This is a genomic window from Streptomyces sp. CNT360, assembly GCF_000424785.1.
The window spans coordinates 78,669-97,667 of sequence record NZ_AUKO01000027.1 but is presented as its reverse complement, the minus strand read 5'-3'; the positions used below and the strand labels follow the sequence as shown (position 1 = coordinate 97,667).

Annotated in this window: 10 protein-coding genes; 3 read left to right on the top strand and 7 right to left on the bottom strand. The window is 68.7% G+C overall.

Annotated elements, in window-relative coordinates; all coding sequences use genetic code 11:
- The first annotated feature begins 49 nt into the window (after positions 1-49).
- Positions 50-1,669: a sensor histidine kinase gene (locus tag H297_RS37545; protein ID WP_078514395.1), complete on the top strand. Its 1,620-nt coding sequence runs from the start codon at positions 50-52 to the stop codon at positions 1,667-1,669.
- A gap of 160 nt (positions 1,670-1,829) precedes the next feature.
- Here the strand turns inward: H297_RS37545 and H297_RS0120695 are convergent, their stop codons facing one another.
- A complete protein-coding gene (locus tag H297_RS0120695; RefSeq protein WP_027738615.1) occupies positions 1,830-3,953 on the bottom strand; it encodes a DNA topoisomerase IV subunit B in 2,124 nt (707 codons plus the stop codon).
- A gap of 507 nt (positions 3,954-4,460) precedes the next feature.
- Here H297_RS0120695 and H297_RS0120690 point away from each other — a divergent pair.
- On the top strand, positions 4,461-4,691 hold the full coding sequence (locus tag H297_RS0120690; RefSeq protein WP_027738614.1) for a DUF7455 domain-containing protein: 231 nt from the start codon (positions 4,461-4,463) through the stop codon (positions 4,689-4,691).
- Positions 4,692-4,965: 274 nt separating this feature from the next.
- Here H297_RS0120690 and H297_RS0120685 read toward each other — a convergent pair whose 3' ends face one another.
- The 6 genes from H297_RS0120685 to H297_RS0120660 form a co-directional block, all read right to left on the bottom strand.
- Positions 4,966-5,868, bottom strand: a complete 903-nt coding sequence (locus tag H297_RS0120685) for a serine protease (protein ID WP_078514394.1) — start codon at positions 5,866-5,868, stop codon at positions 4,966-4,968.
- A gap of 468 nt (positions 5,869-6,336) precedes the next feature.
- Complete coding sequence (locus H297_RS0120680; RefSeq protein ID WP_199787241.1) at positions 6,337-7,962, bottom strand: RNA polymerase sigma factor; 1,626 nt, start codon at positions 7,960-7,962, stop codon at positions 6,337-6,339.
- A 1,082-nt stretch (positions 7,963-9,044) separates the two neighbouring features.
- Positions 9,045-10,136, bottom strand: a complete 1,092-nt coding sequence (locus H297_RS37540; RefSeq protein ID WP_037794902.1) for a FadR/GntR family transcriptional regulator — start codon at positions 10,134-10,136, stop codon at positions 9,045-9,047.
- A gap of 208 nt (positions 10,137-10,344) precedes the next feature.
- Entirely contained in the window at positions 10,345-13,215 is a 2,871-nt protein-coding gene (locus H297_RS37535; protein ID WP_037794900.1) for an ATP-binding cassette domain-containing protein, read from the bottom strand.
- Positions 13,216-13,336: 121 nt separating this feature from the next.
- Positions 13,337-14,116, bottom strand: a complete 780-nt coding sequence (locus H297_RS0120665; RefSeq protein WP_027738611.1) for an NUDIX domain-containing protein — start codon at positions 14,114-14,116, stop codon at positions 13,337-13,339.
- A 105-nt stretch (positions 14,117-14,221) separates the two neighbouring features.
- Entirely contained in the window at positions 14,222-15,430 is a 1,209-nt protein-coding gene (locus tag H297_RS0120660; RefSeq protein ID WP_027738610.1) for a DUF4192 domain-containing protein, read from the bottom strand.
- A 139-nt stretch (positions 15,431-15,569) separates the two neighbouring features.
- Here H297_RS0120660 and H297_RS0120655 point away from each other — a divergent pair, with 139 nt between their 5' ends.
- On the top strand, positions 15,570-17,759 hold the full coding sequence (locus H297_RS0120655; RefSeq protein WP_027738609.1) for a DEAD/DEAH box helicase: 2,190 nt from the start codon (positions 15,570-15,572) through the stop codon (positions 17,757-17,759).
- Positions 17,760-18,999: the final 1,240 nt, after the last annotated feature.

The following is an 18,999-nucleotide window of genomic DNA, read 5'->3' as shown; positions in this document are numbered from 1 at the left end:
TTTCGGTCTTCCCGGCTGGCCGCGGCGGGTGTCCTCCCAGGTGCTGCTCATGCAGCTCGCTGTCGTCACCGGGGTGACCGCGCTGGCGACCGGAATGTTTCTCGCCCCCTTCAGCGCCCAACTCGACGACCAGGCATCCCGCCGGGCTCTGGCCATCGCCCAGACGACCGCCGCGGAGCCGGGGCTCCCCGCCATGGTGACCCGTGGCGGCAGCCCGTCGCGCCACGGCCCCGTCCAGCAACTGGCGCAACGGGTGCGCCGCGCCACGGGAGCCAGCTACATCGTGGTGATGGACACCCGAGGGATCCGCTGGTCGCACGCGGAACCGGACCGCATCGGGGAGCGCGTGTCCACCGACCCGGGGCCCGCGCTGGCGGGCCACGAGGTGCACCACATCGATGAGGGGACGCTGGGAAGGTCGGCCCGGGGCAAGGTGCCGTTGCGGGACCACGCGGGCCGCGTCGTGGGAGCCGTCTCCGTGGGCATCGCCTACGACAGCGTGCGCGAACGCTTCACCCGTGCGATACCAGGACTGCTCGCCTACGCGGGCGGGGCGCTGGGGGTCGGCGCGCTGGCCGCACTGCTCATCTTCCGCAGGCTCCAGAAGCGCACCCACGACCTCGCGTTCTCGGACATCAGCGCGCTGCTGGCCGAACGGGAGGCGGTTCTGCACGGCATCCGGGAGGGCGTCGTGGCCCTGGACGGCGCCGGCCGGATCCGGCTCGTCAACGACGCGGCACAGCGGCTGCTCGACCTGCCGCCCCAGCACATCGGCCTCTCCCCGCACGAGGCGCTGGGACGGTGCCGTACGGCACGGCTGCTGGCGGGCGAGGTGGCCGGTTCCGACCTGCTGACCGTCAGCGGCGGCAGAGTGCTGGTCGCCACCCGTATGCCCACCGACGACGGCGGAGCGGTCGCCACCCTGCGGGACCGCACCGAGCTGGAGCTGCTCGGGCGTGAACTGGACGGTTCCCAGGGGCTGATCGATGCCCTGCGTGCGCAGGACCACGAGCACGCCAACCGTATGCACATCCTGCTCGGGCTCCTGCAGCTCGACATGGTGGAGGATGCCGTCGCCTATCTGAGCGAGAGAGTCGGTGTCCACCGGGTGACGGCCGAGGAGATCTCCGACCATGTGCGCGACCCCATGCTCGCCGCGCTGCTGGTCGGCAAGGCCACGGTGGCGGCGGAACGCGGTGTCGCCCTGCGCATCGCTCCGGGCACGCTGCTGCCCGACCGCCTGGTCGACCCGGCTGGACTGGCGACCGTGTTGGGCAATCTGGTGGACAACGCTCTGGACGCGACAGCAGGCCGTCCCGGCGGGAGGGTCGAGGTGGCGCTCGAGGAGACCACCGGGCCCGGTTGGTCCGGTGTCGCCCTGCGGGTCAGCGACAACGGGCCTGGCATCCCTCCGGAACACCGCGAGACCGCTTTCACGGAAGGCTGGTCCACCAAACAGCCCCCCGCGCACGGCCGCCGCGGCCTCGGTCTCGCGCTGGTGCGCCGCCTGGCGGAGCGGCACGGCGGCACCACGCACGTGGGTGAGAGCGCGGACGGCGGCGCGGAGTTGACCGTCCTCCTGCCGGAAGCCTTCCGCCCCGCGGGCGGACCCACGACCGACAGCCCGCACGGCCCGGCCGCGACCACGCAGCCGGACCCGGACGAGTGACCGGAACGACGCACTGCGGGGACGACGCGCTGCAGGTGCTCAGCTGCTCCGATACGGAGCCGCCCTCTCCACCTGTACGGGTGTGAGAGGGCGGTCCGTGGTATGGGTCTCCGCTTCGCGCGTGACGCGGGAGCGTCTCAGACGTGGATGCGGGAACGCCTCAGACGTCGATGCGGGAGCGGTCGAGGGTGGCTGCCGAGGAGCTGATGAACTCCCGCCGGGGTGCGACCTCGCTGCCCATGAGCAGGTCGAACGCGTGCTCGGCGTTCTCCAGGTCGCTGATGTTGATGCGGCGCAGGGTGCGGTGGCGCGGGTCCATGGTGGTCTCGGCCAACTGATCGGCGTCCATCTCGCCCAGCCCCTTGTAGCGCTGGATGGACTCCTTGTAGCGGGTCCCCTTGCGTTCCAGCTCCAGCAGGGTCTGCCGCAGCTCGTTGTCCGAATAGGTGTACAGGAACTTGTCCTGGCCCTTCTTCGGGTTGATCAGCTCGATCCGGTGGAGCGGAGGCACCGCGGAGAAGACCCGGCCCTCCTCGACCATCGGGCGCATGTAGCGCTGGAAGAGCGTCAGCAGCAGACAGCGGATGTGCGCACCGTCCACGTCGGCGTCGGCCAGGAAGATGACCTTGCCGTAGCGGGCCTGGTCGATGTCGAAGGTCCGGCCGGACCCGGCTCCTATGACCTGGATGATCGACCCGCACTCGGCGTTCTTGAGCATGTCCGAGACGGACGACTTCTGGACGTTGAGGATCTTGCCGCGGATCGGCAGCAGCGCCTGGAACTCGGAGTTGCGAGCCACCTTGGCGGTACCCAGCGCGGAGTCGCCCTCGACGATGAACAGCTCGGTACGGTCGATGTCGTCCGCCCGGCAGTCCGCCAGCTTCGCGGGGAGTGCGGAGGACTCCAGCGCGGTCTTGCGGCGCTGCGCCTCCTTGTGCTGACGCGCGGCGATCCGGGTACGGGCCGCGGCGACGATCTTTTCCAGCACCGCACGGGCCTGCGCCTTGGCGTCCCGCTTGGAAGAGGTCAGGAACGACTTGAGCTCCTTGGCCACCACCTGGGCCACGATGCGGGAAGCGGCGGAGGTGCCCAGCACTTCCTTGGTCTGCCCCTCGAACTGCGGCTCCGCCAGTCGCACGGTCACCACCGCGGTGAGCCCCTCGGTGGCATCGTCCTTGACCACGTCGTCGTCGGCGACCTTCAGCAGCCTGTTGGTCCGCAGCGCCTCGTTGACGGTCTTGGTGACGGCACGCTCGAAACCGGCCACATGGGTACCACCCTTCGGGGTGGCGATGATGTTCACGAACGACTTCAGCGTCGTGTCGTACCCGGTGCCCCAGCGCAGCGCGATGTCCACTCCCAGTTCACGCTGCACCTCGGTGGGGATCATGTGCCCACGGTCGTCCAGAACCGGAACGGTCTCCTTGAAGGTGCCCTGCCCCTGGAGCCGCAGCACGTCACAGACCGGCTTGTCCGAGGCCAGGTACTCGCAGAACTCGCTGATCCCGCCGTCGTAGCGGAACGTCTCCTCGGAGGTGCCCCCGTCATCCGGATTCCGCTCGTCCCGGACGACCAGAGTCAGCCCCGGCACCAGGAACGCGGTCTGGCGGGCGCGCGCGTACAGCGTCTCCAGAGAGAGCTTGGCGTCCTTGAGGAAGATCTGGCGGTCCGACCAGTAACGGATCCTGGTTCCAGTCCGGTTCTTGGGGATCTTCTTGCCCTTGAGCACCCCGCTGGAGGGGTCGAAGGGCGCGTCGGGCCCGGACTCGGTGAAGATGCCCGGTACGCCGCGGCGGAAGCTGATGGTGTGCGTCCGGCTGTTGCGGTCGACCTCTACGTCGAAACGAGAGGAGAGAGCATTGACGACGGACGCGCCGACGCCGTGCAGACCGCCGGAGGCCGCGTAGGAGCCGCCACCGAACTTGCCACCCGCATGCAGCTTGGTCATCACCACCTCGACGCCGGAGAGCCCCGTCTTGGGCTCCACGTCGACAGGGATGCCACGACCGTTGTCGATGACCTCGACCGAGCCGTCCTCGTGCAGGGTGACCTCGATCCGGTCGCAGTAACCCCCCAGGGCTTCGTCAACCGAGTTGTCGATGATTTCCCAGAGGCAGTGCATCAGGCCACGGCTGTCGGTCGACCCGATGTACATGCCCGGCCGCTTACGGACGGCTTCCAGACCCTCCAGGACGAGCAGATGCCGCGCGGTGTAATTGGAGCCGCCCTCGCGGTCTGCCCCGGTCAGCAGTGCGGTGGACGGCACGGACGTATCGGCGGTCACGCGGTTCGCTCCTCGCTGAATTCTGCTTAAGACGGCTGGGTTGCCGCGTCAGAGGGTACCGAGGCCCAAGAGGCCATGTGATGCACGACCCAGGAGACGGATCAGGAGAACCACCATGCTAACCCATATTCGATATCCTGTTCGATAACCCGCCTGGGTGCCACACACATCACGTTCCCATCCAGGCATGAACCGTTTAGGCTCCGGGCACGTCCTCCACAACGAACAAGGAAACAGACCGGAGTCGGACGACAACCCAACGGCACGACGAAGGCCCACCAGCACCACTGGCGAGGTCAGCCACCACCCACCGTCACAAGCTCCACGACCGACCGACACAACAGACGGAAACCCCAACCCCTGCAATACGGCCCATTCGCCGCCACCCGGCAACAATCCGGCCTCCCGCTCAAAAAGATCGGGAATGAAGGCCAGAGCGGGAACGTTTTCGGCCTGGTTGGATGTTGACCCTGGTACGACAGCTCGTCGAGCTAGAGAAGAGGCGACGTGACTACAGTTCTGACCCCCGCGACCCCGCTGACGGCAGCAGACCGCTGTGACCGCTGCAACGCCCAGGCCTACCTTCGCGTGGTCCTGACGAGCGGCGGCGAGCTGCTGTTCTGCGCCCACCACGGCCGTAAGTACGAGCCGGAGCTCAAGAAGATCGCCGCGGAGATACAGGACGAGACGGAGAAGCTCACCGCGACTCCGGCCACCGCAGGCGAGGACGAGCGGTGACTCGACCGGTGATCAGCTGAGCCGACGCTCCGCGTCCGCATCCGACGAGCTGTACCGGCACAGGCCGGTACCGGCGGACGGCCCTCCCCGACGGGAGGACCGTCCGCCCTCGTCATTTCCGGCCACCCCCGGCCGGCGCCCACCGGCGTTGCGCCCACGCGCCGGCCCGCGACGTCCGCCACCCCCGGTCGCGTCCCCCTCGCCCGCGTGGGCACCGCCCCTCAGGGGCGTCCCGCAGCCCCCTCGGAAGACCCCGAAGCCCCCAGCAGCGCTCTCAGGCTCCAGCCGGTGCCGGCGCACCCTTCTGGGCGCCGATGGTGGACTGGACCGCCGAGATCCGCGTATAGACCCCGGGACGGCCCTTCTCCCCGCAGCCGATGCCCCACGACACCAACCCGACGAGCTTGCCCTGGGCCACCAGGGGCCCACCGCTGTCCCCCTGGCACGCGTCCTTACCGCCCTGCTTCACCCCGGCACACAGCATCGTGGCCGAGTCGTAGGTGCCCTCCGCCGAGCCGGGATACGCACGCGCACACTCCGCGTCGGCCAGCACGTTGACGCGGGCGGCGTGCAGCGTGTTCGCGTAGTCCCCGCGGCCCGTGGTGTCACCCCAGCCGTAGACCGTCGCCGCGGTACCTGCCTTGTAGCCCGGATCGGCCTTCTGGGCCATCGGGATGACGGACGACTGCGGAAGTGCAGATGCCAACCGCAGCACGGCGATGTCGCCCTTGTTGGTCTTCGGGTCGTACTCGGGGTTGACCTTCCAGGACTCGACGGCGACCTCCTTGCCGGTGGTACCGGACAGGTCGCTCCGCCCCGAGATGACCCGCAGGTCGTCGACCTGGGCCGGATCGACTCCCAGCACCTCCTTGCTGACACAGTGCGCCGCCGTGATCACCGTACGAGTCCCCACGACGGCGCTGCCGCAGAACTGGCCCGAGCGCTCGGGACCGAACCGGGAACGGCTGGAGAGCGCCGCGACCCACGGATGACTTTCGGCGCTCACCTGCGCGCCCCCGATCACGGCGCGGTCGCGGGGGTCGCGGTCCCGGTCGGACGCGGTGGCGGACGAAGCCGACGACGTGAGCAGCGCCGCTATGAGCGCCACCCCCAGTACAAACAGACGATTCCCTGAGCGCGCGGGAGTGCGGGGGGTGCGCGTTCGCTTAGAGCGCATCGATCCCATGGAACGACCTCCTGACCGTGCGGAACTACCTGGCTACCCAGGGTGTTCCGTCTGCACGCCGCCCGCATCCCGAGGCAACCAGGACGAGCACCCGCACCCGCATACGTGAGCGGGGCTCGGAGACCTCTTCGCACGGGGCCGCTATCCGTGGCGGTCCCTTGCACCCGGCGCCACAACGGACGCACAGGCGGCAACGTGGAACGCTCACAGAACTGCGCGCACTCGGCGACGGGACAGCGATGCCCGGAGATGACGGACTGGGACACGTCGGCACGCCGCCCAGGGGCGGGACGGATGCCCCGCGACACGTCGAAGGCCGGTGGACCCCGCCCTCACGGGGTCCACCGGCCTTCATGCATGGCTGCCGAACGCTACGCCGCCTCTTCCTCACCTCTCGGGTGAGGCCCCGGCCTCGGCGCGTGCGCCTCAGCCCGTCGGTCGGTCTCGCTCAGACGTCCCTCAATCGAGGTAGTCGCGCAGGACCTGCGAACGGGAGGGGTGACGCAGCTTGGACATCGTCTTCGACTCGATCTGCCGGATGCGCTCACGCGTCACCCCGTAGACCTTGCCGATCTCATCGAGCGTCTTGGGCTGGCCGTCGGTCAGCCCGAAGCGCATCGAGACGACGCCCGCCTCGCGCTCGCTGAGCGTGTCGAGCACCGAGTGGAGCTGCTCCTGCAGCAGCGTGAAGCTGACCGCATCCGCCGGAACGACCGCCTCGGAGTCCTCGATCAGGTCACCGAACTCGCTGTCGCCGTCCTCACCCAACGGAGTGTGCAGCGAGATCGGCTCCCGCCCGTACTTCTGGACCTCGACGACCTTCTCCGGCGTCATGTCCAGCTCCTTGGCCAGCTCCTCCGGGGTGGGCTCGCGGCCCAGGTCCTGGAGCATCTGGCGCTGGACACGGGCCAGCTTGTTGATGACCTCGACCATGTGCACCGGGATACGGATGGTGCGGGCCTGGTCGGCCATCGCGCGCGTGATGGCCTGACGGATCCACCACGTCGCGTACGTCGAGAACTTGTACCCCTTCGTGTAGTCGAACTTCTCGACCGCACGGATCAGACCGAGGTTGCCCTCCTGGATCAGGTCCAGGAAGAGCATGCCGCGGCCGGTGTAGCGCTTGGCCAGCGAGACCACGAGACGGAGGTTGGCCTCCAGCAGGTGGTTCTTGGCGCGGCGCCCGTCCTCGGCGATGATCTCCAGCTCCCGCTGGAGCTTGGGAGCCAGCTTCTCCTCGGCGGCCAGCTTGTCCTCGGCGAACAGCCCCGCCTCGATCCGCTTAGCCAGCTCGACCTCCTGCTCCGCGTTCAGGAGCGGGACCTTGCCGATCTGCTTGAGGTAGTCCTTGACCGGGTCGGCCGTCGCCCCCGCGGCGGCGACCTGCTGGGCCGGAGCGTCGTCCTCGTCCTCGTCGGACAGGACGAAGCCCTCGTTCTCGCTCTTGCCCTCGGCGGAGGGGCCGTCCTCGGCGCCGGGCTTGCCCGACGGCTTGGCCGGAAGGTCCTCCACCATCTCCTCGTCGCCTTCGAGCAGTTCATCGACGACGGACTTCTTGGCAGCAGTCTTCTTCGGCGCGGCCGCCTTCTTGGCGGCCGTCTTCTTCGCCGTGGTCTTCTTGGCGGCGACCTTCTTCGCAGGCTTGGCCTCGGCGTCCCCGACAGGCTCCTGCTCGGGTGCCGCGCCGGCCGCGACGCCCGGAACGACGGGAGCGGGAGCAGACGGCGCCGGAGTGGGAGCCGTCCGCGCGGGGGCAGCCTTCTTGGCCGGTGTCGCCTTGGCCGCGACCGGCTTGGTAGCGGTGCGCTTGGTCTGGGTCTTCGCTGCGACGCTCTTGCGGGTGCGTTTCGGCGCCTCGGCTGCACTCACCATCAGCGTCACACCCTCCTCGTCGAGGATCTGATTGAGGCTGCGCAGAACGTTCTTCCACTGGGTCGGCGGGATCTGGTCAGCCTCGAAGGCCCGACGTACGTCGTCGCCGGCGATCTGCCCTTCAGCCTTCCCCCGCTCGATGAGCGCCATCACGGACTCGGACTCGGCGATCTCCGCAGGGAGAGTACGGGATGTGCTGGCCGACACGAACAACCTCTCGGAACGATGGAAACGGCGGACCGCCGGCGGGGATGAACCGACGGCGCGGGCGGAGCAGTGGAGAAACAACGGTGCAGAACTGAGCCCCGAAACGGAGCGCCCGTATTCCCTCCTCGGCTGTCACCTCTTGAGTCATCGCATTGGAACGGGAAGCGTTACGCCCAATTCACGTGGCCCGGATCACACCACCTTCCCCCTCGTAAGGGTGAAAAACGGACGAAACAACCACCTGCGATGAGGTGGCAACGGATCCGAGCACGCGAGCCGAGCGATGCCATCGCCGCGCCCTTCGGTGCCCCATGAGTCCAGTGTGCCCCAGGACCTCTTGGTCACCCCTCCACATCTCCACTCACCACCGTGCTCTTCGGTACCGCCCCGCCCTTCGACGAGTTCTCGGCTCGGCTCCCCAGCGGCCGGTCGAGCCGGTGGGGTAGCGGGCATCACCTGTTACGGAGAGCCAACGCCACCCCTGCCATCCGGCCCGGCCCGGTCCGAGGCATCGACCGGGCCGGGCCGGATGGGGTGCGGAAGGCTGGAGTCGAGTAGGGGCCGCAGGGGCCCAGGCCTCGGGGCGAGGAGGGTGCAGGATGAGCGGAACGGAGCGCCCGGGGGCTTCGTGCGCAGATGCCGGAGCTCGCGGTCCGGGCGTCGCGGAGGCCTCGGGGTGCGCATCACCGAGCGCCGCACATGGAACACCGGTGGCTCGCCGACGGCACTCCCGGCGTCGACAAGAACGCAATCGACGTCGGCTCCGGCGGGAGCGCCAGGGCAGAGATGCGGCCGGGCAGAAGGTGGCTGGGCGCAGAGGGATACGTGCCTTCGGGTGGAGCGTCGACACGCTCCCCGCAGCCGTCGCCTGTAGGCAAGCCGCCCGGCCCTGCAATAGGGGGACAGTGTTTCGCGGCGGGGAGAGGGCCGACCACAGGATCGACCCAGACGTACGAGCTGTGCGGGCCGTGCGGCCGCGTCGGGCGGTTCGGCAGGCGCCGACCCGCCCCGCCTCAGCACCCCTGGCTCCACCACACCACGCAGTGGCGGCGGCGCCCCTGACTCATGGGCACGCCGCCGACCGATGGTCAGTGCTCGCGGGGCGCCGGAACCACGTGGTCGGCTCCACCGGCCGCGGCTGACCCACCAGGCTGTGCCGGCTGCGCAGCAGTCGCAGGCACTCCGTGCGTGCCCGTCTGCGCAGCCTGTCCTCCCTGGGCAGGTGCAGTTGCGGCCGCCCCCTGCGCGCCCTGGCCGGCGGGGACGGATTCGGTGGGGGCGCCCAGGACCTGCCGCATGGCCGTCTCCGCCACCGCGGCCTCCCCAGCGGCGAGCGCCTCGGCGACGCGGCGGTGGTAGGTGACCACACTCTCCGTCAGGTGCTCGCAGCACGCGGTCGGACCACCGGAGACCTGCAGGGCGGAGGAGACAATGCCGGAAAGGTGTTCGAGCATCCGGTTGCCTGCCGACTGCAGGACCAGGCCGTGGAACTCCGCGTCGGCCCGGGAGAAAGTCAGCGCGTCACCCTGGGCGTGCGCATGGTTCATGATCTCGACCATGTCGCCGAGACGCTGGTGGACGTCGTCGTGGCTCTGCTCCGCGGCAAGGCGGGCGGCCAGCGGCTCGATGGTCCAGCGCAGCTCGCACAGTTCGCGCCGCTGCCCCTCCCGCTGCGGCCCGAAGGCTCGCCACTCGATGATGTCCGGGTCCAGCAGGTTCCAGTCACTGACCGGACGCACCCGGGTGCCGACGTTCGGCCTGGCGCTCACCAGCCCCTTGGCCTCGAGCACGCGCAGCGACTCGCGGACGACCGTGCGCGACACTTCGAAGCGCTGGCCGATCTCCTCAGGAACGAGTGGGCGATCGGCGCCCAGGTCACCGGAAACGATCATCTGGCCGAGCTGCTGGACAAGTTGGCCGTGCAGTCCCCTGCCGCGGCTGCCGGAAGTACGTCGGTTCATACGGTTCATGTCGGCCTCGGAACCCTCCCACGCCGAGGCGCTCGTTGTGGTACGCGCCGTCCCCGTGGACTCGGCGTATGCATAGCGGTCCAGCTCGCCCGGGCCGACGAGGCCTGTGTCGACGGGACGAGCCGCGGTCATCATGGAGTGCGCAAGGGTAGTCACGACCCTTGTGTCGGCCGTGCTCAGGCGAGCCTTGAGGGCTTTGGTGAAAAGCACACGAAAGGGTGATCGCTGACTTCCTTACAATTGACGCTTTATCGGAAAGAAAGGACCACATCCCCTGTGGTCAGGTCCATCTACCGCCAAACAGCGGCCATTTCGTGGTACAGACGTCCGAACCTCCCGCTCTTTCGGTGGCCTCCACGGCCGGGACACTCCAACCGCGACCGGCGATCCGGCACTCGACGCTCGACGCCCTTCCACTTCACCTCTGCCTCGGACGGCTTCGAAGAGAAGTGATGCCGTAAGCGCAGAAGAGCACGGTCAGCGACAGCGCGAGAGCTCTCCCCATGGGCTGGGAAGCGATCCCCCCGGCCACCTCGCCCCACTTCTCGGCATCCGAGGGCCACGGGAAGAGCAAGACGGACCGCAGCCGTCCCGGAAACCCCTCCAGCGACTGCCCTTCGGACCCGGCCGCTGCTCCTCGCACCAGCGGTGCGACCAACAGCGGTACTGCCACAACCGTCCCCGCACCCAAGGTTGTTGACCGGAATACCCCGGCACCCAGCAGCCCTGCCCAGGCACATCCCACGCACAGCGCCAATACCGCGATTACTTGAACTCCGAAGGAAGGCACCACCTGGCCGGTCTCCAGTACCCCGGGAGCGGAAAGGCTGGTGAGACTCGCGAGTCCGGGGCTGTCACCAGGGAAGCTGAGAACGCCGCTGTCGACGCCGAAGAGGACGGTGAGCATCACGCCATTGAGCAGAGCGGTCGCCCCGCACAGTGTCGCAGCCACCCCTCCTGTCACCAGAAGCTTCGCCGCCAGCAGCCCCAGTCTTCGAGGTACGGGCACCTGGGCCGGGACGAGGGCCGGGTACCGGAACTCCTGCCCGAACGCAGTTGCTCCCAAAAGCCCGGCCCCCAGCGCCGCCGGCGGGATCAAGAACGGTGATCCGGGCGGCCACCCCGTCAGCAATTTGAGGCCGGGTGCGATGCCTGTAGCCGGATCGTCCACCCGGCCGGCCCCCGTGCAAGCCACCACCACGGAGACGGCCAGCCCCGAGAGCAGTGCCAGCACAATCAGCACCCATGGAGTCCGCACCCCGAACAGCCGTCGCATCTCGTACCGCACCGGAGCGATCGGTCCCGGCTGGCGTACCACCGGCGAGGAGGGCAGCCCGACCTTCGTTTCCTCGGCGGGCCCCCACCCCGCGGCCCGGTCGGGGCCCTGCGCGCTGACTGTCCCGGACACCGAGCGTTGAAGGGCGGATACGACTCTTCTCCCCCAGTTCTCTGCTGCTCCGTCCGCCCCAGATGTCTTCAGCCAACCGCTGAACCGCGCCTTCGGAGTCCCCGTGTCGTCGGCCGACGCGGAGCCGAGGGGCGTCAAACGGAACACCCAGCCCAGCGCACGGGTGGTGGGAAAGGCCGAGTCTCTTACATCGCCTCCAGGTACGGCTACGGCTGGTGTCCGGTTCCGAACCGAAACCGGCTTGGGATCTTCAGCCCAGCCAGCGGCACCCCGTCGCTGTCCCCGGGCCTCCGGAGACTGTCCTTCCGCGAAAGTTCCTGGCGGGTTGAGGGAGTCGGGGCTCTGCACGTCCGCATCGGACGACGGCTCGTTGTTCAACTTCATGCTCGCGCCTGAGACTTCGGCAGAGTCGTCCGTTTGCCACTCGCCGCGTTCGGGGTCACTGGGCGTGGATGAGGCAGCTGAGGAAATGCCGGTGGGCCGCTGCGGCGACGGATGTCCGTCCCGAGTCGCCGTCCCTGCCCGCCCCATCTCACGCTCATCCGGCGCCGCCGGCACAAGCGCGCCCTCCGATCGGGCCTCCTCCTTCATGGACTCCCTTGTGCTTCCCGCCCGTTGTTCGACCGCTTCTTTTTCCGTGCCAGGCTGCTCGGCCCCTGCGCCGCTCTCGCCGCCTACTCCTGGGGCGGGGCTTGACACTCCCTCCCCTGCGTAAGACATCCCTGCACCCAGAGCAGCATCACCTGTCGTGCCAGGCATGTACGCGCTAGGTGCGGGGACGGAGGCGTAGCCGGAGACGGTGGGCTCCCCTCCCTCCGCTGCCGCGCCCTCGTTCCCGCTCTCTGCCGGGAGGCCCGTCGAACGCCCGCCGCGACCAACGCTGTTCGGGTCATCCTTCCCACCGCTGTCGCAGTGTTTCTCCGGCGCTGTCGCCGGTCGCCCGGACGTCCACCCGTCGGCCCGGTCCAGCAGTGCCGGCCGGTCTCTGTCTCCAGCGTCCCCGACCTCGTCCGTGAGCTGGTGCACGAGGATTCCGTGTCGGTACGCCGACTCCCCCACCGCCGCACAGTTGCTCCCGTACACCGACACCCGGCTCCCCCCTTCACACACCACCTCAACCGCGCCCCTGCCCTTGCGTGTTCGCTCCGCGCTGCGGGCCTCCTGCGAGAGCACTGCCGCGAAGCGCTCTGCGTGTGGAGTCCACACCGCCACCCGGGGACGCAATCTGGTGCGGGAGAAATCGATGGCCCTCTGATCGGCCACCAGCCTTCCGCCGTCGATGGTCACCACCCGGTCCGCAATGCGTACGGCTTCCTTCGGGTCTCGTGAGGTGGCCATCACCAGGCCCCCTTGCGCCGCGTACCCCCGCAGCAGACCTCGCAGCCAGCCGGCTTCCCGCGGCGACAGCCCCCTGGTCGGCTCGTCGAGCACCAGGGTGTGCGGATCGCCCAGCAGTGCGGCCGCCATGCCGAGCCGACGGTCCATACCCAGCGAGAAACTGCCCAGCTGTTGATCCGCGAGGCCACTGAGGCCGACCACCTCCAGCACTTCGTCCGCGCGACCTACCGGCACCCCGGCGACTGCCGTGAGCATCCGCAGATGCCCCAGCGCGGTGCGGGCAGGATGCCCCGGCACGTCCCCGAGCAGGACTCCGATCTCTCGGGCCGGATGAGGGATCCGCTGCACCGTGCGGCCCCTGAAGAGCGCCACCCCACGACCGGGCACCAGTTGCAGCATCAGTCGCAGCGCTTCACTCTTTCCCGAACCCGCCGGTCCCAGCAGGACTGTGACCTCGCCGGAGCGGGCTTCGAAGGTGAGATCATCGACACGGGGCGGATGCTTGCGCCGGGCTGCACTGGTGAGTCCGATGGCCTGGATCATCGCTTCTCCCACAGAACGCATGACGGACGCATCCCTGCAAGATAACGCGACATTTCCGACTTTCCGGGTAACCCGCTCGACCGACTCCGGCGTCGGCAAGCCTTCCGTGGACGCGTCGGCGTCAGACCTCCGGCCGCAGCATGGGCGGGTTGAGCAAAGTGGCTCCTCCGGCGCGGAAAAGTTGCGCGGGCCTTCCACCCTGACGAGTCGTCGTCCCTCCTGTCGGGACCAGGAAACCGGGGGTTCCGGTGACCTTCCTGTGGAAGTTCCGCGGGTCGAGCGCCACACCCCACACCGCCTCGTACACCCGTCGCAGCTCCCCCACTGTGAACTCCGGCGGACAGAAGGCAGTGGCAAGCGAGGAGTACTCGATCTTGGATCTGGCCCGCTCGACGCCGTCCAGCAGGATCTGATCGTGGTCGAAAGCCAGCGGAGCGGATTGTTCAGCATCTCGCCCGCCTGCCTCCACCGCTCCGAGGAGCACCTCGGAGGAGGTCCACCGAGCACTGTGCGCATCTCCACCGGCGACAGGAGACGGTAGATCAGGAGCGAGTACGAGGTACGCGACGCTGACCACCCGCATCCTGGGGTCCCGGTGGGGAGCCCCGTACGTGGCCAACTGTTCGAGGTGCGCTCCCCCACGCTGCTCAAGATCCCTACCGGCGTGCCAGTCGTCTCGAGCCTGGGAACGCAGCCCGGTTTCCTCTGCGAGTTCCCGAGCCGCCGCTGCCTCCAGGTCCTCGTCGTCCCGCACAAAGCCACCGGGCAACGCCCACCTGCCCTGATACGGGGGCTCCCCACGGCGCACAACCAACGAGCACAGCGCGTCCTTGCGCACCGTAAGCACCACAAGATCAACAGTGACAGCGAAGGGAGGAAAAGCCGAGGGATCATAGGGCATGGCGCGATCATAGTCGTCTCCCTGACGATAAGCAGTCGGTTCCGTAGCACACGTGACGCCGCCACGGTGACGGGAAGCGCGGCAGGTGAGGGCTCCGTCAACCGATCACGGCGTGGCGCCGGGGGCAGCAGTGCCCGGATCCTCCCCTTCTGCATCGGCGTCCGGTACCGGCTGCTCCCCCCGCAGGCAGCGGCGTACTTCTCCAGGGTCGAGGCCCTCATTGCAGGCCTGGTGCAGAAGCTGCGCGAACAGATAGTCCGGGTCCGTGCGCAAAGCCAGTCCGAGCGCGACGCGGGCTGCCGGCACATCACCGTCCGACCAGGCGACCCAGCCGACCAGAGCGAGGAGAGGCGCGGAGTAGATCACATACGGGCCCACGCAACGGCGGGCCAGTGCCCGCCACAGCCGGAGTGCGGGAGCCGGCTCGACTCCCTCCATCCATTCGGCAGCAAGATCCCGCGTCTGGCGGTCCTGCAAGCCGAGAATCGCCGTCGCAGCATCGTCGTGGCCGAGCAGACCGTTGTCGTGCGCATCCTCGCTTGCCCGTGTCGTCACCTCCGGCGAGGAACGCTGGAAGCCCTCCAGCAGCCGAGCGAGAAGGGTCAGGGTTTCGGCTCGCACCTTCTCGCGTCCCTTCTCCCTCAGCATTCGCGGGGCGAGTTGGCAGCTGACCCGGTCCAGCACACCTTTCTGCTCGTCGGCAAAGGGCGGGCCAAGCGGCGTCAGCCGCTGCTCCATCTGGCGAAGAGATCCATGCATGGGCATACCCGCATAGGCTGCGGCCACAGCCATGACAGAGGTGCCCGAACGCGCCAGGGAAATGCCATCCGGTGGGCAACAGCGCTCATCAGGGCAGCAATAGGAGAAGTACTTCCCCTCCGAAAGACAGAGCGCTTCGTAGACCGGCATGTCCCTTTCACCGCAGGCGAGACGGAGGTCCCGAACGAGGGGACGCAACCGCTCCATGACATCCCGGCCGCTGTCGCCCTCGCCCGGTTCCTGGCAGAGGAAGATCAACGCGCCGTCCGGGCGGGCACCACGCGCCTGTGAGCTCGAGTCGAGGCACTCCGCCACTTGGGGCGCCAGCGCCGACCGGCCCCCCTCGGTCTCTGGGATACCGATACGGAGCCGGCCTCCGAAGCGACCCCGTTCCCCGTGCAGGGCCACCACGACAAGGGAGTCGTCAGGGTAGTAGCCGAGAAGATAAGGCAGCGCCTCGGCGAGTTCAGCGGGCTCACGGAGGGAGACGCTCAACTGCCGGGGTCGGGAGACCGTGGGCTCGTTGCCGCTCGGTGCGTCGTCGTGATGTGTCATGCGTCGACCGTGACGGAGATCGCAAGAACAGCGCCGATGCTTATCCACAGGTCGGCCGTCTCGTGTGCTTGTCGTATTGATGCCCGGTTATCCACAGCCCGCGTACTCCGGAACCTTGCGGATCAGGTTGCATGGACGCATGAGCAACGCACATCTGCGAGAAGAAGCCGACGCGGTCCTCGCCGATCTCGTCGGCGACCATGAGGGGCCTGCCAAACTGCGCCCCGACCAGTGGCGGGCCATCGAGGCTCTGGTCGCCGAACGGAAGAGAGCACTGGTCGTCCAGCGCACCGGCTGGGGCAAGTCCGCTGTGTACTTCGTGGCGACTGCTCTTCTGCGCAGGCACGGGTCGGGACCGACCGTGATCGTCTCGCCCCTGCTCGCGTTGATGCGCAACCAGGTGGAGGCGGCCGCCCGCGCCGGAATCCGCGCACGCACGATCAATTCCTCGAACCCCGAGGAATGGCGGACCATCGAGGCGGAAGTGCACGCCGGGGACGTGGACGTGCTTCTTGTCAGCCCCGAGCGGCTCAACAACCCGGACTTCCGCGACAACGTGCTTCCGAGCCTGACAGCATCCACGGGCCTGTTGGTCGTGGACGAGGCGCACTGCATCTCCGACTGGGGGCACGACTTCCGACCGGACTACCGCAGGCTGCGCACCATGCTCGCCGAGCTGCCGTCCGGCGTGCCCGTTCTGGCAACCACCGCCACTGCCAACGCTCGCGTCACAGCGGATGTCGCCGAGCAACTCGGCACGGATGGCACAACCGGCGGTAGCGGCACATCGAGTTCGACTCCGGCTTTGGTGCTCCGCGGACCGTTGGACAGGAAAAGCCTGAGCTTGAGTGTGCTGCGGCTACCGGACGCCCCACATCGGCTCGCCTGGTTGGGAGAGCACCTGACGTCCCTGCCGGGTTCCGGCATCATCTACACCCTCACCGTGGCAGCCGCCGAAGAGGTGACCGCGTTCCTGCGCCAGTGCGGCCACGAGGTGGCTTCGTACACAGGCAGAACCGAGAACGCGGACCGTGAAGCCGCCGAGTCGGATCTTCTCGCGAACCGGGTGAAGGCTCTGGTTGCGACCTCGGCCCTCGGAATGGGCTTCGACAAGCCTGATCTCGGATTCGTCGTGCATCTCGGCTCACCCTCGTCCCCGATCGCCTACTACCAGCAGGTCGGCCGCGCGGGACGCGGTGTTGATCATGCGGAGGTGCTCCTGCTGCCCGGTCAGGAGGACGAGGCGATCTGGCGGCACTTCGCCTCGCTTGCCTTCCCTCCCGAGGAACAAGTGCGCCGCACGCTGGATGTGCTGGCAACTTCGGGCGGTCCCCTTTCCCTGCCGGCGCTCGAACCGCGCGTCGACCTACGCCGTTCTCGGCTGGAGGTGATGCTGAAGGTGCTGGACGTCGATGGTGCCGTGCGTCGGGTCAAGGGTGGCTGGGTAGCGACCGGAGCACCGTGGCACTACGACACCGAGCGCTACGAGTGGGTGGAACGCCAGCGGCAGGCTGAGCAACGGGCGATGCGCGGCTACGCCGAGACGACCCGGTGCCGGATGGAGTTTCTCCGTCTCGAACTGGACGATGAGAAGGCGGCACCGTGCGGCAGATGTGACAACTGCACGGGCGCCAGGTTCACCACAGAGGTGGGCGAGGCCCTGGTCGTAGCAGCACGCGGGGAACTGCGGAGGCCGGGCGTGCGGGTCGAACCGCGAAGGATGTGGCCGACTGGTATGCCGTCTGTCGGTATGAACCTCAAAGGCCGCATCCCCGAACAGCAACAGGCCGCGCCCGGTCGCGCTCTCGGTCGGTTGTCCGACATCGGGTGGGGCAACCGGTTGCGTCCGCTGCTGTCCGAACATGCGGGAGACGGCCCGGTGCCGGAGGACGTGCTGCACGGCGCCGTCACGGTGCTTTCGGACTGGGCCAAGGCTCCCGGTGGGTGGGCAGCAGAGGGGCCGGACACCTCCGAGCGGCCGGTGGGGATCGTGGCTGTCGAGTCCCGTACCCGGCCACAGCTCGTACGGTCCTTCGCAGAGCGGATCGCCGAGATCGGGCGCATGCCGTTGCTCGGCGCGGTGACATGCACAGACGAGTTCGGTCTTCTGAGCGGACCGAGGAGTAACGGAGCCCAGCGGCTGCGAGCGGTTCACGAGGCCCTGACCGTGGCGCCGGAGCTTGCCGCCTCCATGGCAGCCGCGAACGGGCCGGTGCTCCTGGTCGACGACTACACGGACACCGGCTGGACCCTCACCGTGGCTGCCCGGTTGCTCCGTGAAGCCGGAGCAAAGGAGGTGTTGCCCCTGGTCCTGGCGGTACAGCACTGACCCATGGGCCGCTTCACTTTTCCGAACTCGCCGGCACCGAAGGGGCGGCCGAGAAGCCTGGCACCGCTTCACCCGCTGCACTGCCGCACCGCCGAACCCCGCCCCCAACCAGTGACCCCAGCAACCCGCCCTCGACCACCGACTCACCGACTCACCGACTCACCGACTCACCGACTCACCGACTCACCGACTCACCGACTCACCGACTCACCGGGACAGCATCGTCCCTCGCTCGTCCGAGGAAAGGACACGGGAGGGGAAACGAAAGGCTCAGCAGGCAGAAGAAGGGAGTCAGCTCAAGAGGCCCGGTCGCGGGCCCACACCACATCTCCGCCCACGGCGCTGCATAGTCGCCACCCCGCACACGAACGCACGCACGAGTCCGGCAGGTCCGGCAGGTCCGGCAGGTCCGGCAGGTCCGGCAGGTCCGGCAGGTCCGGCAGGTCCGGCAGGTCCGGCAGAGAGGAACGGCACGAAACGAAGGGAGGAACGTGATCTGCGATCCTGCTTCGGCTTCCGGTCTCGGATCCGCCCCGGCTCTCGTCCCGCAGAGCGCCTCGGCCGCACGGTCCGGCTTGCGGAGTGGGCAGTCGCGGACGTTCCGCGGCCCGGAGACCCTGGTGAACGATCTCTGGGAGCGCCGCCTCGCGGAGCCTCCCACCACCGTGCTCGGGGTGCTCGGACTTGACCAACGACTCGTCGCCAGCGCGTCGTTCGGCCAGGAACCGGGGCAGCCGGACGGCTGGGAGTACCGCAACGCGCACCTGAACCGACTGCGGCGGATCATCCCGCTGATCTGCGCCAACGGTTCCCCGTGCGCACAGCCGTGTCGCTGGGCTGCCAGTTCGGGCACCAGGGTGGACACCTACGGACGGTGCCCGGATGCGGGGGTTGCGGGACGCCTGCACGCTCCACGGGCTCGCGCTGCGGGGCCTACATCACGCTGACCGCTGCCGGGTGGCAGGTGCTGGGGACGGACCGCAGGGGAACCGTTGCCTGCTGCCGCACCAGGGCTGGAGCTCCGGGATTGCCCCGGCGGGGGCGGAGCTCCGGGGCTGCCCCGGCGCAGCGTAGGCCCGGTGGCCGGAGCCCACACTCCGTAGCTCCGCTTGGCGGACCCCCGACACTGGGCAAGGCCCCGGGCTCCGTCGCTCGCTCGCCCGGATCCGTGAACGTGGCCGCAGGGGCCGCGCACGGCAGGGGCAGCAGAAGGCGCGCGGCGCGGCCACGAGCGCGGCCG

Coding starts and splice junctions, on each gene's coding strand:
- H297_RS37545 (WP_078514395.1), top strand. CDS start 50: ATGCAGCTCGCTGTCGTCACCGGGGTGACCGCGCTGGCGACCGGAATG.
- H297_RS0120685 (WP_078514394.1), bottom strand. CDS start 5,868: ATGCGCTCTAAGCGAACGCGCACCCCCCGCACTCCCGCGCGCTCAGGG.
- H297_RS37535 (WP_037794900.1), bottom strand. CDS start 13,215: ATGATCCAGGCCATCGGACTCACCAGTGCAGCCCGGCGCAAGCATCCG.
- H297_RS0120665 (WP_027738611.1), bottom strand. CDS start 14,116: ATGCCCTATGATCCCTCGGCTTTTCCTCCCTTCGCTGTCACTGTTGAT.
- H297_RS0120660 (WP_027738610.1), bottom strand. CDS start 15,430: ATGACACATCACGACGACGCACCGAGCGGCAACGAGCCCACGGTCTCC.
- H297_RS0120655 (WP_027738609.1), top strand. CDS start 15,570: ATGAGCAACGCACATCTGCGAGAAGAAGCCGACGCGGTCCTCGCCGAT.